21 protein-coding genes are annotated in these 25,260 nt (G+C 53.4%); 17 read left to right on the top strand and 4 right to left on the bottom strand.

Annotation, left to right across the window (positions count from 1 at the left end; genetic code table 11):
- Positions 1-24: 24 nt before the first annotated feature.
- The 4 genes from CLV58_RS06020 to CLV58_RS06035 all read right to left on the bottom strand — a co-directional run bounded on the left by CLV58_RS06020 (position 25) and on the right by CLV58_RS06035 (position 3,855).
- Positions 25-462, bottom strand: a complete 438-nt coding sequence (locus tag CLV58_RS06020) for a hypothetical protein (protein WP_106136882.1) — start codon at positions 460-462, stop codon at positions 25-27.
- A 92-nt stretch (positions 463-554) separates the two neighbouring features.
- Positions 555-1,640, bottom strand: coding sequence for an aminotransferase class I/II-fold pyridoxal phosphate-dependent enzyme (locus CLV58_RS06025; RefSeq protein ID WP_106136883.1), 1,086 nt, complete (start codon positions 1,638-1,640; stop codon positions 555-557).
- The gene (locus CLV58_RS06030; RefSeq protein ID WP_106136884.1) at positions 1,637-2,662 is read right to left on the bottom strand and encodes a dipeptide epimerase; all 1,026 of its coding nucleotides are present in this window, start codon (positions 2,660-2,662) and stop codon (positions 1,637-1,639) included. Before CLV58_RS06030 ends, CLV58_RS06025 begins: the two co-directional genes overlap by 4 nt.
- 134 nt (positions 2,663-2,796) lie before the next feature.
- Entirely contained in the window at positions 2,797-3,855 is a 1,059-nt protein-coding gene (locus CLV58_RS06035; RefSeq protein ID WP_146141377.1) for a hypothetical protein, read from the bottom strand.
- A 627-nt stretch (positions 3,856-4,482) separates the two neighbouring features.
- Between CLV58_RS06035 and CLV58_RS06040 the strand changes: the two genes are divergently transcribed.
- The 17 genes from CLV58_RS06040 to CLV58_RS06120 all read left to right on the top strand — a co-directional run bounded on the left by CLV58_RS06040 (position 4,483) and on the right by CLV58_RS06120 (position 25,188).
- Complete coding sequence (locus tag CLV58_RS06040) at positions 4,483-5,301, top strand: polysaccharide biosynthesis/export family protein (RefSeq protein ID WP_106136886.1); 819 nt, start codon at positions 4,483-4,485, stop codon at positions 5,299-5,301.
- A gap of 37 nt (positions 5,302-5,338) precedes the next feature.
- The gene (locus tag CLV58_RS06045; RefSeq protein WP_106136887.1) at positions 5,339-7,675 is read left to right on the top strand and encodes a GumC family protein; all 2,337 of its coding nucleotides are present in this window, start codon (positions 5,339-5,341) and stop codon (positions 7,673-7,675) included.
- 33 nt (positions 7,676-7,708) lie between these two features.
- Entirely contained in the window at positions 7,709-8,377 is a 669-nt protein-coding gene (locus CLV58_RS06050) for a sugar transferase (protein WP_106136888.1), read from the top strand.
- Positions 8,378-8,395: 18 nt separating this feature from the next.
- On the top strand, positions 8,396-9,853 hold the full coding sequence (locus tag CLV58_RS06055) for a lipopolysaccharide biosynthesis protein (RefSeq protein WP_106136889.1): 1,458 nt from the start codon (positions 8,396-8,398) through the stop codon (positions 9,851-9,853).
- Positions 9,854-9,894: 41 nt separating this feature from the next.
- On the top strand, positions 9,895-11,304 hold the full coding sequence (locus CLV58_RS06060) for a hypothetical protein (protein WP_106136890.1): 1,410 nt from the start codon (positions 9,895-9,897) through the stop codon (positions 11,302-11,304).
- Positions 11,305-11,535: 231 nt separating this feature from the next.
- Entirely contained in the window at positions 11,536-11,808 is a 273-nt protein-coding gene (locus CLV58_RS06065) for a glycosyltransferase (RefSeq protein WP_106136891.1), read from the top strand.
- A 24-nt stretch (positions 11,809-11,832) separates the two neighbouring features.
- Positions 11,833-12,393, top strand: coding sequence for an acyltransferase (locus tag CLV58_RS06070; protein ID WP_211300820.1), 561 nt, complete (start codon positions 11,833-11,835; stop codon positions 12,391-12,393).
- 14 nt (positions 12,394-12,407) lie between these two features.
- A complete protein-coding gene (locus CLV58_RS06075) occupies positions 12,408-13,175 on the top strand; it encodes a glycosyltransferase family 2 protein (protein WP_211300821.1) in 768 nt (255 codons plus the stop codon).
- Between the two features lie 59 nt (positions 13,176-13,234).
- Positions 13,235-14,347, top strand: a complete 1,113-nt coding sequence (locus CLV58_RS06080) for a glycosyltransferase family 4 protein (RefSeq protein WP_106136893.1) — start codon at positions 13,235-13,237, stop codon at positions 14,345-14,347.
- A complete protein-coding gene (locus CLV58_RS06085; protein ID WP_106136894.1) occupies positions 14,344-14,877 on the top strand; it encodes a serine acetyltransferase in 534 nt (177 codons plus the stop codon). The genes CLV58_RS06080 and CLV58_RS06085 overlap by 4 nt, the downstream gene beginning before the upstream one ends.
- A 14-nt stretch (positions 14,878-14,891) precedes the next feature.
- Positions 14,892-16,034 carry a glycosyltransferase gene (locus tag CLV58_RS06090; protein WP_106136895.1) on the top strand — a complete coding sequence of 381 codons (1,143 nt, stop codon included), beginning with the start codon at positions 14,892-14,894 and terminating at the stop codon, positions 16,032-16,034.
- 127 nt (positions 16,035-16,161) lie between these two features.
- Positions 16,162-17,298 carry a glycosyltransferase family 4 protein gene (locus CLV58_RS06095; RefSeq protein ID WP_106136896.1) on the top strand — a complete coding sequence of 379 codons (1,137 nt, stop codon included), beginning with the start codon at positions 16,162-16,164 and terminating at the stop codon, positions 17,296-17,298.
- Positions 17,299-17,688: 390 nt separating this feature from the next.
- A complete protein-coding gene (locus CLV58_RS06100) occupies positions 17,689-18,618 on the top strand; it encodes a polysaccharide lyase family 20 protein (protein WP_106136897.1) in 930 nt (309 codons plus the stop codon).
- 410 nt (positions 18,619-19,028) lie between these two features.
- Entirely contained in the window at positions 19,029-21,062 is a 2,034-nt protein-coding gene (locus CLV58_RS06105; RefSeq protein ID WP_106136898.1) for an alginate lyase family protein, read from the top strand.
- A gap of 48 nt (positions 21,063-21,110) precedes the next feature.
- Entirely contained in the window at positions 21,111-22,475 is a 1,365-nt protein-coding gene (locus tag CLV58_RS06110) for a nucleotide sugar dehydrogenase (RefSeq protein ID WP_106136899.1), read from the top strand.
- Between the two features lie 105 nt (positions 22,476-22,580).
- A complete protein-coding gene (locus CLV58_RS06115; RefSeq protein WP_106137006.1) occupies positions 22,581-23,843 on the top strand; it encodes a glycosyltransferase family 4 protein in 1,263 nt (420 codons plus the stop codon).
- A gap of 163 nt (positions 23,844-24,006) precedes the next feature.
- A complete protein-coding gene (locus CLV58_RS06120; RefSeq protein WP_106136900.1) occupies positions 24,007-25,188 on the top strand; it encodes an ATP-binding protein in 1,182 nt (393 codons plus the stop codon).
- The last annotated feature ends 72 nt before the right edge of the window (positions 25,189-25,260 follow it).

The following is a 25,260-nucleotide window of genomic DNA, read 5'->3' on the forward strand; positions in this document are numbered from 1 at the left end:
GGTTTTCCTAAACCGTTTAGGGCGCTACATACCTGCGCGTTTCGCTTTGATACTGAATTGAAGTGTGTTGGTACCTATCTCGGTACGGCTGTCGTAGTTGAAGGTGGTCTCGTCGATCGTACCGACGCGGTTAGCCCCGTCGTACATCTCGAACTTTCCGCCCCCCAACCGGAGCGACAGATTGAGGGAGTCGCTCAGGGGGGTACGGCCCTGGATACCGATGATATAAACGATGCCGACGCGGTTGTCGGCATTCCGGGCAATTTTGACCGATCCGGTATAGACCTGGTTGTTTTGCGGATTGGTGTACGGAAAGTTGTACGTAACGGTCCCGATTCCGTTTGCGCCGGGCGTCGTATACTGCGTCATTTCGTAGGTACCGGCAATCTCCGGTTCAGGGTCTACCCCACCACCACAGGCCAGCAACGTCAGCAGTGGAAGGCAATACAGAAGTCGTTTCATAGCGGAAAAGCGTTTGACAAGCCCTTGTCAAAAGTCATTCCGAAGATTTCTTTGCGGCTGCCCAGCCAACCATTTTTAATCTCGTTTCTGCACTAACCGGTATTTCCATACTGACCCACCTTCCTACCAATTTCTTGTATATCTGCCAGTTCGTGGAAAGCACTGATTACAATTCGCGTATTGGCCCGGTCGCTGGGTGTCGGATAGGCAAACGAGTAAATCAGCATGTTGTGCTGAAGCAGAAATGGATAGAGTGCATCCTGCCCGGTGTAGAACACAGGATAGCCGGCGGCCTGCTGAAACTGGCCCGTGGGCAGCAGTACCTCAGCCGCTTTGTCGACGAGTTGCCGAAGCCGGCCATACTGTGTCTCATACAGCGAACGAGCACGTACGAAAGCAGCCAGATAAGCGGGTGGTATGGGTGAACAGGCTCCGAAAAAGGGGGTTTTCCGCAGTTGCTGCAACCTGTCGGCGTCGCCCAGCACGACACCACCCGGCAGACCCATCGCCTTGGCGAGCGATCCGGTAACCAGCAGTCGTACGTTATCCCGCTGCGGTAGCTGCGACCAGATACCACGGCCACCGTTCAACAGACCCAGCCCGTGTGAATCATCGACAACCAGGGTAATCAACCGATCGTCGGGCAGGTCGTTAACCCAGGCGAAGTCGTACAGTTCCGATCGAACGGCATCCAGCGAGTTTGTCAGGATAGCAACGGGTTGTGCCGGGTTCAGCGCCCGCACCTGCTCGGCGATGTGCTGGCACCAGTCATCAAACGATGTTCCTGGCAGACTTGTCGCCGGACCATTCCAGAGCGCGGGATGGGTGCCGGGCGCGTAGAGCAGGTGCATCGATTGCGCTTGCAGCCACTGCACGACCACCTGCCCCGCCAACATACCCGACGACAAGGTCAGTGCGGCCTGCGGCTGATTGTCGACCGTTCCGACCATTGCGGCCAGTTGCGCTTCGGCTTCCTCGTAGATCGTCAGGCGCAGGTTACCGTTGCGCGAACTGCCGAACACGGTCCCGTACTGTTGTATCGCGTCGACAAGCTGCTGCTGCATGACCGGGTGCTGCGGTATGCCCAGATAAGCCGTTCCGCTGAAAAACAGATAGTCCTGTTCGTTGTGCCGGATCAATCGATTGGGGAGCTGATCGACGGAAATTGTAGTACTCATGGCTCGACCAGTTGTGCCCCCGTACCCGGCCTGTCGGCATACTGTATCCGGCCGTCGTTGAACGTCACGCCGGTTGCCGGATCATTGGTGATAAGCAGCGCCCCGTCGAGATCGGCGTAATCGAGCAGGGGTAAGAGTTGCGCGATTGCCGAAATGCCAACGCTCGACTCGGTCATGCAGCCGACCATAACCCGCAGATTCAGTGCCCGCGCCCGCTCGATCATGCGCCGGGCGGGTGTTAGTCCCCCGCATTTGGTCAGCTTGATGTTTACGCCGTGGAACAGCCCCGCACACCGGTCGACGTCGCTTTCAACGATACAGCTTTCGTCGGCAATGATGGGCAATTCACTTTGCTCAAACACGCGTCTGGCCCCGTCGCGGTCGCTGGCCGGCAGGGGTTGCTCGATAAATTCGACCCCCAGGCGGGTGAGTTCGGGCGCAAACGCAAGGGTCTGCTCGACCGTCCAGCCACAGTTGGCATCGACCCGGAAGCGGGCATCCGTGTGCTGCCGCAATGTCTCGATCGTTGTCAGATCGGTATCGGCCCGCCCCAGTTTGATCTTGTAGAGTGGCCACGGCCATTCCACCAGTTTCGCCACCATGCGTTCAGGCGTATCGAGTCCGATGGTATAGTTTGTTAGCGGAGCCTGGGCAGGATCGAGTTGCCAGCGTTGGTAAAGTGGCTTTCCCTGTCGTTTGGCCCACAGATCCCAGGCCGCCTGATCGAGCGCGCAGGCTGCAAACGGCTGATCGGCGAGGTAGGGATGCAGTTCTGCCCAGAAGGCAGCCGGATCGGTCAGGTCGTGGGCTTCGATAAGCGGCCGAACGGCTTCCAGCGCCTGCGTCATCGACTCAATCGTAACGCCGTAGTAGCGGGTAGCCGTGGCCTCGCCCAGCCCGGTCGGTCCGCCGGGTTCGTCGCTCAGCGCGACGATCAACGTGGGCTGTACGTCGCGGCTGTCGTGGGCAATGGTAAACGTGTGACGCAGCCGCAAATCGACCGGGTGCAGGTGTAAACGCATACAAGTCAGTTCAGACCGGCAAGATACAGCCGGCAGGTACTACCCGAACGGATCGGACTGAATTTTCAGTACCCACCGAATCGACCAGCTCATCGCGTTTGCGAAGCGAACAATCAACCGTTGGTCCGGCAACGTCAGTTAGCGGGTCGCCTGCTGACTGAAGCGACAGGATCGTTGTCGCAAGCGGGCGCTGTCCAGGCAGCTACGTACGTTAGAAACCGATCGACCGACACCTGGTATTCCAGCCGGCCTACCAGGCTACGCGTCACGATGCCCGCTTTTTCCGGCTGCCACTGCCGGGTCACTGCGTCGTAACTGTACAGCGGAATCGAATCACCCGGTTGTATGGGTCGTCCCGTCTGTGCGTTGATCGTTGCCGGATTCAGGTCCATATAGCACACTATTGGCAGTGAGCTGCTATAAGCCAGCTGGTAAGCAGACGAATAGCTTTCCAGCGTCACCGACCCCGCCATCGACAGCACGCGTAAGGGGTCAGGATTTATCCTGCCATCGCGCGATTTGACACTGAACAGCCTGCCGCCCCCCGGCACCTGACTGGTGGCTGGTTCGCGGGCGTTTGTGTATACTGTCGTCAGGGTGACTGCACCGGCAACTGGCTTTCCGTCGCGATCCAGCAGCCGGGTACCAGGCTCCAGTAGTACCGATGCTTTATCCGTCGATCGTGGGGGCGACGGCGTTAGCAACGCTACCGGTTCAGACGTAGCCCCATCGGCACCGGCATGTTTCGTGATGCGCCCGGCTGCCAGCGTGCGGGGTGGTCGGGCAAGATCGATCCACCGTAGCGTACGCGTCAGCCGGTTTCGACTGGTTACGGTGATGGGCTGCACAATGGTGAGATACCCGTCGGCTTCGATCACAAGCGTAAACTGGATTGGTTCTTTGCTCGACGGCGCGAGCGAAGGTAGCACAGCCAGGCACAATAGCCCCTCCGCGTCGACGCTGTATTTCGTCGTACCGTGCGTCGTCACAATTTTGTCGGCATCGGGCCCGGCCAGGGTTACCCGGCTGCTTGTTGGCAATGGATTACCAGCCGGATCATGCAGCCGAATAGCAATGATACCCGTCGTGATCGGGGCTTTCGTCCGCAGGGCAACCCCGTCGATCGGGTTCCGGCAGGCCACTGTCAGTTCCAGTAGCGTTACCACCCACGTCAACGTATGGAATACGCGCATAAACATCATAAACGATACGGTTCATCGAGCCGGTGCATTCTTGAACTTTACCTATACTGATTAAAAAACTACGCTCGACACTATTTTTAATTACACGTACTACCTAGGCCGGCTTGGTTGCCCATCGACCTGTGTACGCGTTACCAGCCTGCCAAAAGCGACAAGCGACACTGTTGTTGTTCGTACGCTACGTCTGACCAGGCTTCGCAGTATACTATTATGATTAAGTGTTACCCAAATATAATAATTTTACACTTACACATATACTCAAGAAACCATATTCATTTTTCATAACTATATTATATACACAGCCTGGCCATATGGCTTTATTATCCCATCACTACCCATATGCGCATTGCTACCGTTCGCTCCACACGAATAGCCTGATTCATAGATATCGATACCCGATCAAGTATGGCACAAAAATTGGTATTTGTTTTCGGTCAAACATAGACTATTAATTAACATTTTTAATATTTAGTAAACTTACAGCTCGTTATATTTGTCTGACTGACAACGATGAATGCCCGTCAGACCGATCGATGAGTGGCAACTAACGCAACCATGGTCCAGACGTCCGTTTCACCGATTGCTGCTTTATCTCTCTATATAGACTCGTTACTGTCCATGAAACAACGCATTACCCAAAATTGCACTTTTCTACTACGGTTCATCCTACTTGCCAGCATAGCCTGCCAACTGACCAGCTGTGCGTCGACGAAAGAGTTGTCCTATTTTCAGAACGGGCAAAACGCCACGGATCTGGTTTCGGCCACCGCGCGTTACACGCCAACCATACAGCCGGGCGACATCCTTTCCATTCAGATCAGCAGTCTGAACCCCGAAGCATCGACGTTTTTCAATCCGTACACGTCGTTTGCCGTCGCCGACCGCGCCAGTCAGCCCATGGCGGCTAACTCGACCTCACCCCTGCAACCCGTCAGCGGCTATATGGTCGATGCCGACGGGGCCGTTGAACTGCCCGTGATCGGTAAGCTGTCAGTGAAAGGCCTGACGGTAGCGCAGATTCGGGAGCGTGTGCGGGAACCCCTGCGCGAATACCTGAAAGAGCCAACCGTGAACGTACGCAACCTGACCTTCCGCATCTCGGTCATGGGCGAAGTGGCCCGTCCGTCACTCTTTACGGTTCCAAATGAGCAGTTGACCCTGCTGGAAGCCCTGAGCCTGGCCGGTGACGTAACGATTTTCGGTCGCCGGACCGACGTGCTGGTAATTCGGGAAGAAAATGGGCAACGCAAGTTCGGCCACGTCGACCTGACCCGTCGCGATCTGTTCAGTTCGCCTTATTACTACCTCCATCCGAACGACGTCGTCTACGTCGAACCCAGTAAAGTACGCGCTGCAACCGCCGACCGAACGATGCAGGTGGCCCCGATTGCCATCAGTGCGCTGTCATTTCTGGCCATCATCGCCACTCGCTTCTAGCCGAACACTCCCTGTATACTTTATCCAATAAACGACTATGTCGACTCAGAACTCGTATTCTTACGCGCCGTATCAGCTCTATGAAGCGGAAAATAGTCCCAGCATGCGCCTGGTACTGATGCGCTACGTGCGGCAGTGGAAATGGTTTGTCTTATCGGTACTACTGGCGGGTATCGGTGCCTACGCTTATCTGCAGTTCCAGACCCCCATTTACCGAACGCAGACCAGTTTGCTGATTAAAGACGACAAGAAAGGACTCAGCGAAGAAAGCATTCTCAAGGAAATCGACATTCTCGCGCCGAAAAAGGTGATCGAAAACGAGATGGAGATTCTGAGGTCGTATGCTCTGATGAACAAGGTAGTCGGCAAAATGGGGCTCGACGTGCAGTATTTCCGCCCAACCAGCACCGGCAACCGGGAAATCTACGACAGCGCTCCGTTTCGGCTCATCGTCGAAAAAGCCGACCCCGTTATCTACGACACGAAGCTGGAAATCGTCCCGGTTGGGGCCAGCCGGGTTCGGATCAACGACGAGCTGTATACCACGAACCAGAGCGTGCAGACGCCCTACGGCCAACTGCGCATCCAGGCCCGGAAGCCGTTGCAGGCAACCAACGAAGCGATAGTGGTACAGGTGTTACCCCGTGCCACGGCCGTCGACCATTACCTCGACAACCTGACGGTGGAACCCAGCAGCAAAGCCTCGACCGTATTGCAGATGACCTTACTCGACGCGGTACCCCGCAAGAGCGAAACCATCCTCAACAACCTGATCAGCGAGTACAACAAGGCCGCCGTTGTCGACAAAAACATCGTGGCAGCCAACACGCTGAACTTTATCGAGGAGCGCCTGCGCCTGATCGTGGGCGAACTGACAGCCGTCGAGAAAGGGGTTGAGTCGTTCAAATCGTCGAAAGGTATCACGGATCTCAGTTCGCAGGCGCAGCTCTTCCTGGAAACCGTCAAAGAAAATGATACGGAGCTTAACCAGGCAACGATTCAGTTGAATACGATCAACGGTATCGAAGCGTATGTCGACAGCAAAAGTAACAGTCGCGGAGCTGCACCGGCCACGCTTGGCCTGAACGACCCGGTCCTGATTGGGCTGATCGGCAAGCTGAGCGAGCTGGAATTGCAGCGCGATCAGTTGAGCCGGACAACAGCGTCGAACAACCCGATGCTGCAAAGTCTGGAATCGCAGATCAAAGCGACCAAAACCAGTTTGTCGGAAAATATCGCTGGCATCAAACAGGGCATCGTTACGGCGCAGAACCGGCTTAAGCAAACAAATCGTCGTCTGGAAAGCCAGATTCGCACGATCCCCGGCAAGGAACGGGAGCTGGTTAACATCACCCGGCAGCAGTCGATCAAAAACAACCTGTATACGTACCTGCTCGAAAAGCGCGAGGAAACAGCGCTGTCGTACGCGTCGACAGTCGCCGATAGCCGCACCATCGATCCGCCCCGTACGGGTCGCAAGCCCGTGAAACCCGTTGACAGCACCATCTTTGTCCTGTTTGGTCTGGTAGGCCTGATGCTGCCGGTAGGCGTCATTGCCGCCGGCGACGCCCTCAACGACCGGGTCAATCGCCGGGCCGACGTAGAATCAGTGTCGCAGGTACCCATCATCGGCGAGGTAGCCGCCACGCGTAACGTCGATCCAATGGTCATGGTGTCGGGAAAACGGTCGGTTATTGCCGAGCAGATTCGGGCGCTACGCACCAACCTGCAATTCCTGCGCAGTCACCCCACCGACAGTCAGGTCGTTCTGTTTACGTCGAGCATTGGCGGAGAGGGTAAGTCATTTATGTCGCTGAACCTGGGGGCCAGTCTCGCCCTGGTCGACCGGCCAACGGTGATTCTGGAGATGGACCTGCGCAAGCCCAAGCTGCATTCGGTACTCAAGATGGAGAATGGCGTAGGGCTCAGCAACTACCTGATTCAGGAGGCAACGCTGGATGAGGTCATTCAGGAGATACCGGGCTTCCCGAATTACCACATTATCACGAGTGGTCCCATTCCGCCCAACCCGTCGGAATTGCTGAGCAGCCCCATGCTTGAGCAGTTGATTGCCGAATTGCGGACTCGCTATTCGTACGTCATCATCGACTCACCGCCTATTGGTCTGGTTACGGATGCCCAGCTGATTGCTCCTCATGTCGACGCGACCATGTTTATCGTCCGTCACGAGCATACGCCTAAAACGTACCTGAAGATGATCGATACGCTGTACCGGGAAAATCGGTTTCAGCGCCTGAATCTGATCCTGAACGCCGTTGGCGAGGGCGCGTCGTACCAGTATGGCTATGGCTACGGCGGATACTACGACGAAGCCGGCAAACCCGAAAAGCGCCCGACCCGGACCCTCCGATGACGTCCGATTTTTCTCCCTAGCTCCCCCTACCGTATGCTTAATGTAACGTTACCTTCCTTCACTGAGCATCCGCTCAGACAACCCCCCATGCGGGTACCGCTGACCGGGCGGACCGACTGGATTAAACGCGCCTTTGACATCGTTGTATCGCTGCTGCTGTTACTGGTCATTTTAAGCTGGCTGTTGCCGCTGATCAGCTTGCTGGTCAGGCTTTCGTCGCCCGGTCCGGCCCTGTTCATGCAACTTCGGATGGGCCGGGGTGGCATTCCGTTTCGGTGTCTGAAATTCCGCACGATGACTTATTCGAAAGATGCAGAATTCCGGCAGGCCGTCCGCAACGACCCACGGGTCACGAAGCTGGGCGCGTTTCTGCGCCGAACCAGTCTCGACGAGTTACCGCAGCTCATCAACGTACTGCTCGGGCAGATGAGCCTGGTCGGCCCACGCCCGCACCCGCTCCGGCTCGACGCCCAGCACTGGCACACGATGCCGGGCTACGTCGATCGCTATGCTGTCCGTCCCGGCATCACGGGGCTGGCGCAGTCGCGGGGAAGTCGGGGCGAAACGGCGCACCCGATTCAGATGGCGCACCGCATCCGCTATGACCTGCTCTACATCCGCAAACAGTCGATCGGGCTGGACCTGCAAATCTGCTTCTGGACACTTCTCAACATGGTCCGGGGCGACGACAAAGCCTGGTAGTCTCAACGCTGAACACACATGAAGCTGACCTACAAAAATTCGCTGAGTGGTATTGGGCAGCTGGTACTGACGGGCGTCCTGACCTTTATCAGCATTCCGGTATTCATCCGGGTACTGGGCGAAGAAGCCTACGGTGCTTTCTCCATCGTAACGCTGGCTGGCAATTTAAACATATTCGTCAACCTCGGCCTGAACTCGGCGCTGCTGAAATTTCTCTGTGTGCAGGGTCGTTCAAAAGAATCGGACTACGACATTGCCGCTACCCTGTTGCTGCTGCTGGTTATCATCGTCCCACTCAGTCTGCTGGCCATCACGTTTCAACAACCTATTCTTCAGCGCTTTCTCGGCTTATCCGATCGTTTGTACGATCAGGTCAGAATCCTGTACCGCTGTGTCGTTTTGGCCAACCTGGTGCTGCTGATCGGGCAGACATTCACGACACTACTCGATTCGCAGCAACGTATCTACCTGACGAACATGTACCAGTTCATTTACAGCCTGCTGTACTGGGGCGGTATGATTGGCGTCGTCAGTTTGGGCTACGGCATGCCAGGTATTGGCTGGGCCGTGATCGGAGCCGCCAGCGTCTGGCTGGTACTGGTTGTTACGGCCGCACTACGACTGTGGGGCATGCCCGACCTGACCGGCTTTCTGACGGAGTTACCCAGAGTCGCCCGAAAGCAACTGGCATTTGGCGCGAGTGTCTACGGGGCTGGGCTGTTGACCATGCTGTTTGAGCCGATGACGAAGCTACTCGTATCGCGGCTGATTGGCGTTACCGAAGTAGGGTACCTGGAGATCGCTCACAAAATACGCTCCCAGCTCTGGGCGGTCATGCAAAAACTGACGTATCCTCTGTACCCGCAGATTGCGCAACAGACCGACATCGGGGTTATTCATCGGATGATGACTACGTTTCAGAGCCGGATGCTAACGTTACTCGTGCCGTTCCTGCTGTTTTTTTTCCTGGCATTCCCCACGGCATTATCGCTCTGGTTACCAAATGCCAATGATGTCACGACACTGGCAACCCTGAGCATTTCGTCGGCCTACATGCTGGGTACCCTTTCCATTCCGCCTTACTATTTCCTGATGAGCCATCAGCATGGTAAGAAAACCGTGCTGGTTCAGGCAGTCAACGTAACCGTCAATGGGCTGGTCATTCTGCTCTCGTACCGATTGTTGGGCTTCAACGGTGTAATCCTGGCTAACTCACTGGCGATTCTAAGTTCACTGACCCTATGCCTGTATTACCAGCGACGATACATTGGCCCGCTACAGTTTGGCATCCGCAACCAGTGGCTCACCTGGTTGATTCTGATCGCGCTGACCGTTTGTCTCACACTTGTCGAGCAGGAACTTACCAACGCGTTCGTTCGCATCGGTTTCGTTGGGCTAGCCGCAGTCATCACCTACGCGATTCTGCTACGTCACGACATCGTCCGGCTTTCGTCGCGATCCAGCCAGGTGTTGTAAGTCAGTAGTTAATTTCTATTTACTAGTCTACCGTCACGATTATGGTTGGTACAATTCTAACAATAGTGGCTATCGGCCTTTTCTTTTCGAATCGCTTTTATGGTTCACTACTGATTTTTGTTGGTCTGGCCACGAAAGGCTTTCTCCTCATACCCCAGGAATGGTTACTGGCAGGCTTACCAATTGAGAAGACAAGCGACATGGCGATCATGTACATTGTAGTGATCTGTCTATTCCGATTTTCGACACTCCAACGGGCTTTTCAACATGACCCTGTTCTCCGCTGGATTTTGATCTTTATTCTTTTCGTTTTTGTAGACGGCCTGTATAGCCGGTTTATACTGGGTTACGAGCTAAACAGTGTCGTAAGAGTCTTTCGTAACAATTTATTCTTATTAAGTTTTTTCGTGTTTATGCTGGTCCCGGTGAATGATCTTACTCGCGTATGGCATACACTGGCGATAATCACGTTGGTTCAATGCGTTCTTTTTCTTCTACAAATCCCTACCGGAACTGTTCTGCTTGGCGATCCAGAGAGTACAACTATCAACAATATGGAATCCATTGGCTGGGTACGCTATTACAACCTACCCACCTTTCTGATTCCTACACTATTCTACTATCTGTTTGCCTACGAATACACGAGCAGAGTGGCAAAATGGCTTATTATCGGTCTGCTACTGATTACCGTTGTCGCACCAATGCACCGCTCACTTATGCTCATTATAGCTGTAGTTGCCAGTGTGTACATTCTAGCACAACAGACCACCAGTAAACGGTTTTTGTACGTAGCGCTGTTAATTATTGTTGGTAACGGTGCCATGATGATTGGCTCTATTCAATCCAGAGTAAACGACGGCTTGGCGGACATCAACAAAATACTGATGCCTGGTAGTCATGCGGTAACGTACCTTAGTTACGATGCCAGCGATACGTTCACCTACCGAATTGCTCATCTGGCAGAGCGCTTTACATACGTGATAGCGGAACCGGCCCGCTTACTTTTTGGCATAGGGCTATTGACAGAAGACTCCAAGCAAGCCGGAAAATTGACGTTCGAAGCCGGATTATACAATCAGCATACTGGGGAAATCAGCCAGGTCGATACAAGTGATATCGCCTGGTCGCTACTGATTCTTTATGTCGGCGTTGTTGGTACTGTGCTATTCATCATTCTTCACGTTCGGCTGTTTCGTTGTTTTCTTCATCACAGAAATATCCCGATAAGCATCGTTGGGGCACTTACGCTGGGAACCGTCTTTCTGATCTCCTTCACGGGCGTGGAAATCCTGTATGGTTCGTTTCGAATTAGTATGACCCTGATGCTGGGTATTGCGATAAAAGGCTCCCAGGCGTTAATCGACCGCACTCGCTTACCATACACGGATGCTCCACTCTTCGCACGTCGCTCCTACCCATCCGTGCCACAGATGGCACAACACAGGATTTAGAAAGTAATCGTGCAAATCACTCCCATTTCGATCTAGTGAGCCATGCACAACTAGAAAAGTGGCGGTTCGATTAGACAGAGGGAATGCCCTCACCATTGACCGAATTACGGATATAGCCCGGTAGCCATACCAGCGCATTGGCAGCATTCGTACCCATCAATCTGATTCATACAGAGCAGACGGTCACACTAGTAAACGAGTGATGTATAAATCGTAAATCACGAACTACACATGAATGCTCATCGCCCTAAGGTATCGATCATAACGCCTTCTTTCAATCAGGGCAGTTTTATCCGGGCCACGATCGAATCGGTACTGGCACAGACATACGCCAATATTGAATACATTCTTATTGACGGTGGCTCGACAGACGACACCATGGCGGTCGTTGATGAATACCGCAGACGGATCGACGTGACCATACATCACGCTTATTCGCCCGTTAACCAATTAACAGATTGTACCGGCCCGGCGAGCTTGCCGCACGAGTCATTCTCACATTGACAACCCACCTAGCAAGTCTACAATATGAAAGCCGCTATACGATCGATTGTCAGCCGGTTTATCGACCGACTACGTGATGAACCGAATCTGCCTAGGCTAAAGAAAATGGGTCTTGTCGTCGGACGTAATCTGAAAATGATGTCGCAATGCCGAATTGACTTTGCGCATTGCTGGCATATCAGCATCGGCGACGACGTCACGCTGGCTCCCCGCGTTCATATACTGGCCCACGATGCTAGCATGCACACGCACCTGGGGTATACCCGAATCGGTAACGTTCGTATCGGCGATCGGGTATTCATCGGAGCTAGTACAACTATTCTACCCGGTGCCGATATCGGTAACGATTGCATCATTGGGGCTGGCAGTGTCGTCAGCCGAAGTATTCCTGCCGGTTATGTAGCCGCTGGTAACCCAGCCCGAATTCTGATGACCACCGACGAGTACCTAACCAAACAGCAAGCCCGTATGACCGATGCGAACTGCTTCGACGAGTCGTTTACAGTCTCCCGGCATGTTCAACGGCCACAAAAAGAGCAAATGATCACGACGACCGACGAACAGGGCTTTTCATTCGTAAAATAGAACTGCGCATGAGCATGTCATTTCCCAAAGTATCCATTATTACGCCCTCCTTCAATCAGGGCCATTTTATTGAAGCGACTATCCAGTCGGTACTGGCGCAGACATATCCCAACATCGAATATATCATCGTAGATGGCGGATCAACCGACGACACCATGACGGTCGTCGACCGGTACCGCGCCCAACTGGCAACCGTTTTCCACGAACCTGATCGGGGCCAGTCCGACGCGATCAACAAAGGCTTCCGGGCAGCATCCGGTGAACTCGTCGGCTGGATAAATTCAGATGATATTCTTTACCCAGACTGCGTATCCCGGATGGTCGCCCACTACCGTCAGCACCCCGACGGAGCCGTTTATCACAGTGCTGCGCTCGATCAGATCGACGAAGCGGGCAGTCATCTCGTTACCCGATTTGTGTCGATACCCAATCGCGAGCACCTGCTGACCCACAACTACGACCTGATTCAGCAGGGGTCATTTTATCCGACGCCCCTTATCCGTCAGGTAGGCTATGTCGACGAAACCATTCATTACTGCATGGACCTGGACCTCTGGCTCCGTTTATTAAATCACGGCCCAATATACAGCTACGCGAACGAAGCAGTAGCAGGCTTCCGAATGGGCAGCGATACGAAAACGACGACGGGCGGTCACAGATTCCTATCAGACATTCAGCGGGTACTATTGCGTAATGGCGCACCAGCGACATCACGGGCCGTACTGAAAACCCGGTACTATCAATTCAAACGTCGGGTAAAGGAAACGGTACGCCTTTCATAAGCTCCCGCCGACATCCTCTTCACGCCTTCGCAGGGCCCACTCCTTACTCAACAAACGCCATGCGTATCGTCCACTGTCTGTTTACCCTCCGTACGGGCGGAGCACAGATTCTGACGCTGAATCTGCTTAGCGAGCTGGCTGCGGACCATGACGTATCGCTGATCGTAGTCAACGACGCACCCATGGCATCGATGCTCGTTGGACTCGATCGGCGAGTCAACGTGCATTTTCTCGACCGCGAGGAAGGCAGCCGCAATCCCCTACCGATCATACGGCTTAACTGGCTGCTGTATCGACTACGGCCGGACATTGTCCACTGCCACGAGCGAAAGATGATTCAATTGCTCAAAGCAACCCGCGCCAAAACCGTGTACACCGTACACGACGTTCAGATTCCGACCGACACGTTCGCCAGCTACGATGCGCTGGCCGCCATCTCGGAGGCTGTAGCCGCAGACGTACAGCAGCGCATCGACTTACCCATCCGGCTGATTCACAACGGCGTTCCGATTCATCGTTTCAACCGACGTGCAGACTACCAACTGGCCCCCACTGAGCCAATCCGGCTGGTTCAGCTCGGCCGGCTGATGCACGAAAAGAAAGGCCAGCATATTCTTCTGGAAGCCCTCGCCATATTGATCCATCAACGTGGCGAAACCCGGCTGAAACTCGATTTCGTCGGTGAAGGGCCTTCGTTAGATTACCTGAACGAACGGGTGCGGGCTTTACAGATCGACAACTACGTCCGTTTTTCGGGTCATCGCGACTGGACGTGGCTTCAAGACAACCTATCAACCTATCATTTAGTGATTCAGCCGTCGCTCTACGAAGGGTTTGGCCTGACTGTTGTTGAAGGACTGGCAGCGGGGTTGCCGGTACTGGCATCTGATGCGGGCGGACCAGCCGAGATCATACGGTCGCTGTCAGGTGGGATGTTGTTTGCCACGGAAGATGCCGGTGCCTGTGCAGATGCGCTGCTACAGTTGATCCAGGCTTACCGGACACAAACGCTGACCAGCCTGGTTGGCAACCTGGCGCTACCAGCCAACGGCCGGTATTCCATCCGGGCAATGACAGATAATTACCTCGACCTATACAAACAGGTCCTGGAGACCAGCACACCAACCACCCGAAAGCCGCTTGCTTCGACTACCTATTCGTCTGCCGCATGAACGTTGTTTCGTTTGTTTTTCAGGATTGGTCCGCCAACACCCGTAACTCAAAGGGGCGGCTCCTGGGCATATTGTTTCGCCTGGCTAACTATGGTCTTGACAATCCGGTGATCCGCCTGCTGTTGCTACCGTATCGGCTGCTGTACCGGTTGCTGGTCGAATGGACACTAGGCGTCGAACTACCATACAACACCGTGGTCGGACCGGGGCTGCGTATCTACCACGGGCAGGCGCTGGTGGTTCACAAAAACGTTCAGATTGGCCGGAACTGTGTACTCAGGCAGTCGACAACGATTGGCAATGCTGGCGCAGGCAGTACCTGTCCGGTCATTGGCAATAATGTAAACATCGGTGCCAATGTCTGCATCATCGGCCCAGTTCATATCGGCGACAACGTCGTAATCGGGGCAGGCAGTGTCGTCACAAAATCGATCCCGATGGGCTGTACCGTTGTGGGGAACCCCGCTCGAATGCTACGCCGTCATCCTGCCCCCACCGACCTTGCTTCTTCGCTCACTACCATGCTTTAGTGATTTCCACTGCAATGCTTAATTCTCAATCTGCTCCTCCCGTATCTGCGCCCCCCAACTGGCTGATTCCCCTCGACACGGCAGAACGCGTGCTGACGGTCGGGCCCGACCATATTAATTACCGGGGTGGTGTGGGTAGTGTAATGAACGTGTATGCCCGGCATTTTGCCACGTTTAAATACGTCACAACGCATCGGGTCATGGGCAAAGGGAAACTAATTCTTTTTTTCCTGCGGCAGTACCTGCGTTTTGTGCAAACGCTCCTCAACGACCCACTTATTGCCATTGTCCATATTCAGGCGTCGACGCATGGTAGTTTCTACCGTAAACTACTACTCTTCCTGACGGCTCGCTACATCTTTCGAAAACGGGTGATTTACCATATGCACGGGTCCCGATTCGTTGAGTTTTACGAGCAGAGCGATCCTGTAAGCAAGCGACTGATTCGGTTCTTAATCGAGAAATCCGACATCGTGATTGTCCTGTCGACGTACTGGCGCGATTATTTCAATCGGCACTTTCGCGTCCGTCGGCTGGAGATTCTGAACAACATTATTCATCAGCGCGACAAATCAGCGGGGTTCCCGACCCGACCAGCGGGTAAACTCCCCGTCAGGCTGCTTTTTCTGGGTGCTATCGGGCAACGCAAAGGCATTTTCGACCTGCTCGACGGCATCCGGCAGTACCGTGACTCGTTCGAGGGGCGGCTAGTACTCTACGTGGGCGGCAACGGCGAAACGAATCGCCTGCAAAGCTACATCGCCCAGCACCGGCTGGAATCGATCGTCAAGTTTGAGGGCTGGGTATCCGGCATTCGTAAACATGAACTGCTCAGCACCTGCGACGTGTTTATCCTGCCTTCCTACAACGAAGGGCTTCCCCTGTCGATCCTGGAAGCCATGAACTACCATTTGCCGATTATTGCCACCCCCGTCGGCGGTACGGCCGAAGTCGTGCATGATGAAGTCAATGGCTTTCTGATAAACCCAGGTGACCAGAAAGCCATGTGCCAGCGCCTGATGCGCTTCATCGACAATCCGGACCTGATTACGCGGATGGGCGGTGAATCGGGCCGACTTATTGGCGGCTACCAGCCTGCGGCCGTGTTGCCCCAACTTCATCACTTCTATACTGATTTGCTAAGCAGCGATTTCTGATTCTATCCAGCGACGTTATCCGTTGACGACCTCAACAATCATAGAATCTTACAGATCGCTGCATTTACCATTCGATATCAATCAGAATACCTATTGACATACTCTTTTCTCTTTGGAAACATATACTATGAATATTGCATATGTAACGACTTATAATGCGCTGGACATCCACAACTGGTCGGGTCTAGGCTATACAATTGCCAAGGCGTTAGAAGAGCAGGGAAACTCAATTGATTACATCGGCAATCTCAAGAAGAAAGCCAGTCCGATTCTTCTAGCGAAATCAAAGCTGTACAAAAAGGTCACGGGCAAATCGCTTGACATTGACAGGCATCCTCAGGTAGTTAAGGGATACTCGGATCAAATAACGTCACTTCTTACCAGTAGAAACGATATAGTTTTCTCACCGGGAACTGTTCCCATCGCTCTGCTGAAAACGAAGTCGCCAAAGGTTTTCTACACAGACGCAACGTTTGCCGGTATCCTTAATTTCTACGATAAATTTCAACAGCTGTCTCAACAGGCCATCGACAATGGAAACTACATAGAGCAGTTAGCACTGGATTCGTCAAGCCTTGCTATATATTCCTCTGACTGGGCAGCGCAGACAGCGATTGATCATTACAACGCAGATCCATCTAAAATAAAAGTCGTTCCATTTGGGGCTAACATACAGACGAGCAGAAATTTACAAACGATAAAATCCATCGTACGCGCCCGATCTACGAAAGAATGTCATTTGCTGTTTTTAGGAGTCGACTGGGAAAGAAAAGGGGGTGATGTTGCCATCGTCGTAACCAGACTATTAAATGAAGCTGGATTGAAAACCACACTGCATGTAGCCGGGGTAAAAAATCTCCCCGGCAGTTCCATGCCGGATTTCGTTGTAGACCATGGCTTCATCAGTAAGGCTACCGCTGAGGGTCGAACTAAACTTGACCAACTTTTTACGCAGAGTCATTTTCTGATACTGCCAACAAAAGCTGATTGCACACCTGTCGTTTTTTCAGAAGCCAACTCCTTCGGCTTACCTTGTATTACAACAGACGTTGGCGGTATTAACACAACAATCAGCGACAATATCAACGGAAAAACCTTTTCATTGGCCAGTAGCGAAACGGAATACGCCGACTATATACACCGCACCTTCAGCGATACTGTGGCTTATAATCAATTAGCCCTTTCCTCCTTCAATGAATATGGAAGCCGCTTGAACTGGGCTGTTACAGGAAAGAAACTAACAAAACTACTGAGTGAGCTATAATGAAGCGAATTGGTAACTTCTACCCCGCCCACTCGTAGTAAAAACGGTACAAGAACTAGCTGAACTGTATCTGAATCAGTTGGGCCATTCCCTTCGTAGAGTCAAACCAGCAAGCGGTGTCAGTGAAGACTGGCACCGCTTGCTGGTTTAAAGTGCTCAACATAACGAGGGCTTACGACGCTGTAAACCAATTGGCTTACCGACAGATTTACAGAATTGGCAAGTAAGTTACCACTGAACATTTACCGAAAATAACGAGTTTGCCGATTTTCAAAAATCTGCTAATTCCTACCGAAAACCCGACGCTAACCGTCATCCATCGAATTAGCCCCCACCACCCCTCCTCCAGAAGCCAACTTTGGTCAAGCAAACGCAAAAACGACCAAAGAAATGCAACGCAACAACCGCTCCGCTGTTACCTTTATCTCCGCTACCAGCACCTTTTTAAAGACCGGTATGATTGCTCTCTTCGCTAGTCTGATGCTTGCCAGCTGCGCCAAAGTCGACACTATCGCCCCCGCAGCAACTACCACCGAAGAACATTCCTCGGCCCGCGAAGACGCCAGCCTGCTCAACAGCGACAGCTTCGACAACACCAAGCTGGCTAACTTCTGGCACAAAGAACTCTGGACCCCAACGGCCGGCGTACTGTCGACGGAACAGCAGCGCGTAGGCAGCAAGTCGATGCGTTTCTCCTGGAAGCCCGCTCAGTACGATGGCACCAACACCACTCTGCACTCCGAACTTGCCTCTCAGTCACTGATCAACGGCGAAACCGAACGCTGGTATGGCTACAGCACCTACCTGCCCTCAGCATCGATGGCCAATGACACCGAGCCGGTTATCATCAGCCAGTGGCATGGGGTGCCCAATGACGGCGTGAGCCACACCGTACCCCCAATGGCCATTACCCTGGAAGCAGCAAACAAACTGACGCTAGTCTACCGGGCCTCAAGCAATCCTATCGTTAAAGTAATGCAACACCCTACCAGCCAGAAAATCATTGACCTGGGCACAGCCAGCTACGACAAGTGGGTCGACTACGTGGTACACGTCAAGTGGGACGCAACGGGCAAAACGGGTGTGCTACAGGTTTGGCAGGACGGCGTACTAAAAGTCAACGAGCAGAATATCTCGATAGGCTACCCTGAATTACAGCAGCCTTACTGGAAAGTGGGCCTGTATGCCTGGACGGGCAAGTCGACCCACAGCGAGCGGGTGGCCTTCTGCGACGAAGTTCGGATCGGTGGGGCCACGGCCAACTATGACTCGGTCAAGCCGGGTCGCGGCAACAACTCGGCCCGCATTCAGGCCAACTAAGCCAACCTCATAAAAATTACCCCCCACCGTACTACATCGGGGCTGTGGTTAACTTCTGATCGGGAGTTAGCCGCAGCCCCATTTTTTGTATGCACCAGCTATCCGTACCACTCATTACCCGCTACGTCTACACGAAATGCAGCCACTTTATGCGAACTGGCACAATTTTTACTATTACCAATAAAGCTAACTAATACTCCATTTTAATTTACTAAATTTATTTTTTATAAACTTACGACTAACAGAAAGTCTGATTAATGCGTACTTTATACACAATGCATCTCACGAAATAACCTCATTGATTAGCACACATATCCTGCAACAGTGGGCATAACAGGGCCTTGATCTGATTCTCCACTTTAGCAACCGACAACTCACCGTAACCTGACATCTCCCCCTATAAAGCTGATATGACGACTTTCCGCTGGTTTTACAACCGATTACGCTCGATGTCGCCCGCCGAGGTTCTTTTTCGGACCCAGCAGTCTGTACAGAAACGGCGTGACAGAGCCCGGATGGGCTGGCTACCAGCAGTCCAGCTCGATAAACTGCCCCAGCCAATCCTGCCGTTCGACCCCGCGCAGCTGCCCCCGGTGCCGTTCCTGCCTGAGCAGCCTGTCTTCCGGCATACCATCGACATTACCAAGCCGGTCGACTGGCATCTCGACGTCAGTACCGGGCAACGTTTTCCGCTCAGCTACGCGCATGATGTCGACGTACGGACCGGCCGAAGCGGCAGTGCAAAATATGCCTGGGAAATCAACCGGCTGCTGTTTTTGCCCCAGCTCGCCGTGCAATATCGGCAGACCGGTGATCGGTATTTCCTCGACCAGTTTGTAGCCGCTACCCTGTCGTGGCAAATCGAGAATCCGTATCTGACAGGACTCAACTGGTATAGCAACATTGAAGTGAATATCCGGCTGCTAAACTGGTTTGTCAGTTGGAACATTCTCGACGCGTCGGCCCTGGCAGCGGCCGATCCAGCCTTCCGCGATTTTGTCGACACCTGCTGGCTTCCACTTATTTACCAGCACTGTACCTACAGTCGATCGAATCCGTCGTACTTCTCATCGGCCAATAATCACCTGATTGCCGAATATGCGGGTTTGTTTGTAGCCGCTTCGTTCTGGCAATTTCCGGAATCGGCCGGTTGGGAAGCCTACGCCCGCAAAGGGCTCGAAACAGAAATCGTTCGGCAACACAGCGCCCAGGGTATCAACCGGGAAGAAGCGGCCGAATACATTCAGTTCATCACTGATTTTTTCCTGCTGGCCCAGGTCGTCGCCGACCGGTCGGGTAAACCGCTGTCGGCAACGTACCGGAACACGTTTCAACAGGTTCTTGCCTACATCGCTCAGTTCCTGGACGTTCGGGGTACGTTCCCGCGTTATGGCGACGAAGACGACGGTCGGGTGCTGATGCTCGAAGAATACCGGCCTTTCAACAATTTCCGGTCGTTACTGGCGTCGGGGGCCATTCTCTTCGGTGATCCGCTGATGAAACAGCGGGCAGAAGAAAGCGACCGGCTAGGATTCGATCTAAAGAATTACGTGCTGTTCGGGCAGGCCGGGCGCGACGCCTACGAAGCCGTCATTCCTTCCAACACCTTACAGGGCAGCAAGCTTTATCCCCGCGAAGGACATTTCATCTTCCGCAAGCAGACCCGCAGCGCTCACCAGACACAGCTCACCGAAACGTACATCCATGCCGATGCAGCTCCGCTGGGTTATCTGTCGATCGCAGCGCACGGACATGCCGATGCCCTGTCGTTCATGATGCACATCGACGGCTGTGTATTTCTGGCCGATCCGGGTACATACAGTTATCAGACCGACCCACTCTGGCGCAACTATTTCATCAGCACCCGCGCGCACAATACGGTCTGCATCGACGGGCAGAATCAGGCGCGGCAGGCCGGGGCCATGCTGTGGCTCGATCAGTACAAACCACTCGTACTCAACAGTCAGTCCGACGAGCAGGTCGACGAGCTGACGGCTACCCACAACGGTTACCGCTCGATCCGCTGCCAGCACACCCGCTCACTGCGCTTCGAGAAAGATACCGATACACTGTACATCATCGACTATGTGTCGAATCTGGGAAAGCAGGCCCGGCAGGTCGAGGTCATGTTTCACGGTGGCCCTGCGATTCAGGTGCAGCAAAACGGGCAAACGTTCGTGCTGTCCCATCCCGATACGACCCGTCAGTTAACCATCGCTGTCGACGCAGCCTTGCAAACCGAGTGCATCACCGGCCAAACCGAGCCGGCACCACTAGGCTGGTATTCCGACGGTTTCTACCACCGCGCACCCAGCCCAACGCTGCGGACATGGTTGACATTATTACCGAATCAGTCTATTACGCTGCGCCATCGGCTTGTGGTGGGCGCTCCTACGCTGGCTCCGCCGGTACAGCAAACCAACACCATCAACGCCTACGCCTGACGTTTCCATCGCTTTAGTCAACTATCAATCAATACAACCGAACAGGTTATGAACATCAGTATTTTCGGATTAGGCTATGTAGGCTGCGTTAGCCTCGGCTGCCTGGCGCAAAATGGCCATCAGGTCGTCGGCGTCGACGTCAACCAGACAAAAGTCAACCAAATCAATACGGGCCGGGCAACGATTATCGAGAAAGATATCGACGCCATTATCGCCACACAGCACCTTCTGGGGCGCATCCGGGCGACGACCGATTTCCGGGAAGCCATCCTGAACACCGATCTGTCGATCATCGCGGTCGGAACGCCAACGACGGCACAGGGGCATCTGAACCTCAGTTACATTATGGGCGTCGCCAGCCATTTCGGCGACGTGCTGCGGGAGAAAGTCGAACGGGCACCCGGCTCGTTCCACGTCGTGGCGCTACGGTCGACGGTTATGCCCGGCACCTGCGCCAAAATTGCGGCTATGATCGAGGATCGATCGGGTTTGCAGCGCGACGTCGATTTTGCGGTGGTAAGCAATCCCGAATTCCTGCGCGAAGGCACTGCCGTTCACGATTATTACCACCCACCGCTTACCCTGATCGGTACGGAATCGGAACGGGCGGCACAATTGGTTCGTCAGCTATACGATGAGCTGCCTGCCGACGTGATCGTGGCGGAAACCAAGACGGCCGAGATCATGAAGTACGTCAACAATACGTACCACGCGCTGAAAATTTCGTTTGCCAACGAGGTCGGGAACATCTGCTCGTCGCTGGGTATCGACTCGCACGAGGTTATGGACATTTTCTGCCGGGACAAACAGCTCAATATCTCGAACTATTACTTCAAACCGGGCTTTGCCTACGGGGGCTCGTGTCTGCCGAAAGACTTGAAAGGATTACAGACGCTGGCCCACGACCTGTATTTGCAGGTACCGGTTATCAGCAGCATCCACCGGACCAACGAGATTCAGATGCAGCGGGCCATTGCGCTGCTGATGCGGTACAGCCACCGCAACATCGGTTTCCTCGGCATCGGCTTCAAGGCGGGCACCGACGACCTGCGGAACAGCCCCGCCGTCGACCTGGCCGAAACGCTGCTGGGAAAAGGCTTTGCGCTCAAAATCTACGACCGTAACGTACACACGTCCAAACTGACGGGTACCAACAAGGAGTATATCGATCAGCACATTCCGCACCTGTCGCGCCTGCTGGTGCAGGATGCCCGCGAACTCGTAAACTGGGCCGACGTGCTGGTCATCTGCACGAAAGAAAACGAGTTTATCGCCCTCGCTGAAGAAGCCACCGGCAAGGTCATTCTCGACCTTGTTCGACTGCCCATCGACATGGACGCCAGCAATCAGTACATCGGCATCAACTGGTCGCAGGAAGCAGCCGATGTCCCCACGACAGGCGTATTTCGGTAAACGTTTTCAGTGTACGGTATTCGGTTTACGGTGGTGTGTACGGTGGCGTTGATTGTCGATCGGCCCACCGTACACCTGACCCCGACTACCAATTTTTCATTCCCTATGCATACTCCCTCTTATTCTCATATTGCCGGAAAACACGTGCTCATCATCGTGGAAAATCTGCCGGTACCGTTCGACCGGCGGGTGTGGCAGGAAGCCACGACCCTGCGTGAAGCCGGGGCCGACGTGAGCATCATCTGCCCGCGCATGAAAGGCTTTACCACGCCTTACGAGCAGCTCGACGGCATCGACATTTACCGCCATCCACTCCCCGTTGAAGCGTCGGGACCGCTGGGCTACCTGATCGAATACGGCACGTCGATTTTCTGGTGGTACTGGTACGCCATCAGGATTTTCGCAAAAAAGCGGTTTCAGGTCATCCACGGTTGTAACCCGCCCGACCTGATCTTTACCGTCGCCTTACCGTTCAAATTACTGGGCGTCAAATACCTGTTCGATCACCACGACATCAACCCGGAGTTTTATATCGCCAAGTTCGAGCGGAAGGACTTTTTCTACCGGCTCATGCTGCTGTTCGAACGGATCACCTACCGCGTCGCCGACGTAAGCATTGCCACCAACGAGTCGTACCGGCAAATCGCCATTCAACGGGGTGGTATGAACCCTGACGACGTGACGATTGTGCGCAGTGGCCCTAAACTCGACCGCCTGCGGATCATGCCGGGCGACGACGCCTGTAAAAAAGGTCGTCGATACCTGGTAGGCTACCTGGGGGTTATCTGTGAAAGCGAAGGAATCGATCTCCTGCTGGAAGCGGTGCAGAAGATTGTGGCCAAGCGGCAGGACGTTCAGTTCGCCATTGTCGGTGGTGGTACCAGTCTGGACGATATGAAGAAGCTGGCGGCCGACATGCAGTTGACCGACTACGTTGATTTCTACGGCCGCGTTCCCGACGAATTGCTGCTTAAGGTGCTTAACACAGCGGACGTCTGCGTGAATCCCGATCGACCCACCGAGATGAACAACCTCTCGACCATGAACAAGATCATGGAGTACATGGCCCTGAAAAAGCCCGTCGTTCAGTTCGATTTGAAAGAAGGACGCTTCTCGGCGCAGCAGGCTTCGCTCTACGCCGAACCGCACAACATTACCGACTTCGCCGATAAGATCACATACCTGCTCGACAACGAAGCGGTGCGGCAGCAGATGGGCGAGTTTGGTTACAACCGCGTCCTGAACGAGTTGTCGTGGTCGCACGAGCGGGGTAAGTTGTTAGGCGTATACGACAAACTGCTCAGTACCTTCCGGCAACGTCAACCGGCCCCGCAACCCGTGTTATCGACACAGCCCGCTCGCGGATAACAGGTTATTATAGACAGGATTACAGGATTGACAGGATTTAAAATAACTAGTCCTATCAATCCCGTAATCCCGTCTATACTCCTTTTGCTATAGAAAAGTCGACCAGTCTTGAATAAAAGTTTTTACTATTTTTAATCTTTACCTTAAAAATAGTACTACTAAAATGACTTTTGAGCGCCATATTCTACCACTCTTGCGACAGCACCTGGATCGGAAACAGATTACGGTGCTGACGGGTATGCGCCGAACGGGCAAGACTACGCTGGTAAAACAATTGATGACGGAGTCGACAATTCGCCAAAAGCTGTATATTGATCTGGAGCGAATTGACAATCGCGCGCTTTGGTCCGAAACTAATTACGAGACAATTGTTCTGGCCCTGACGCAGCGTGGACTCCGCTTTGACGAACCCGTACTGATCGCGCTCGACGAAATTCAATTAGTCCCTAATCTGCCCAGCGTTCTCAAGTATTTATATGACACGTATTCGATCAAGTTTATCGTAACTGGCTCTAGCGCTTACTACCTCAAAAATCAATTTACTGAATCGCTGGCAGGCCGAAAGAAGTTGTTCGACATCTATCCGCTTACCTTTGGCGAATTACTCACGTTCAGGGGCGTTGAGGCCACCGCACTTGACTGGTCCACAGCATCACAATTTATTCGAGCAGAGTATGAACGACTCAAAGGCTATTACGAAGAATACGTTTTGTACGGTGGTTTCCCCGAAGTCGTATTAACAGAATCGATAGCTGACAAACTGGACTTGTTGAACGACATTCTCAGTTCATACGTCAATTTCGACATCGTGACACTGGCCGACATTCGTAATCCAATCGATCTGTATAAATTGATTCGATTGCTGGCCGTGCGAATCGGGACTAAACTCGATGTGTCAAAGCTCACAAGCTTGACAAGCATGTCGAGACCGACCGTTGAAAACTACCTAGACTTACTGGAGCAAAGCTATCTAATTCGGACGATTCCTGTACTCGCCAAAAGCCCGGACCGGGAGATTGTCAAAGCACGTAAGCTCTACTTTCTGGATAATGGCATTGCATCAATAGCGGCAGATCCGGGCAGCGGAGCCCGATTTGAAAATGCTGTTTTTAATCAACTGCTACACAGGGGAGCCGTAGCATACTATCAACTCAAAAGCGGACGAGAAATCGATTTTGTACTTGATCAAACGCTTGGCTTTGAAGTTAAGGAAACAGCCGCTGAAGGCGATTTGAAACAGCTACAGACCTTAGGCAAAAATCTGGACTTAACCCATCAGTATGTAGTAGGCAGACATCCACTCCGCGTTTTCGACGGATACATTTGGGGAGGCTCTATTCGATAATCATAGACAGACAGGATTCCTTGTAGATAGGATTGCAGGATTGACAGGATTAGGTATTTTGAATCCTGTCAA

Source organism: Spirosoma oryzae (assembly GCF_003002825.1).
Classification (GTDB): Bacteria; Bacteroidota; Bacteroidia; order Cytophagales; family Spirosomataceae; genus Spirosoma; species Spirosoma oryzae.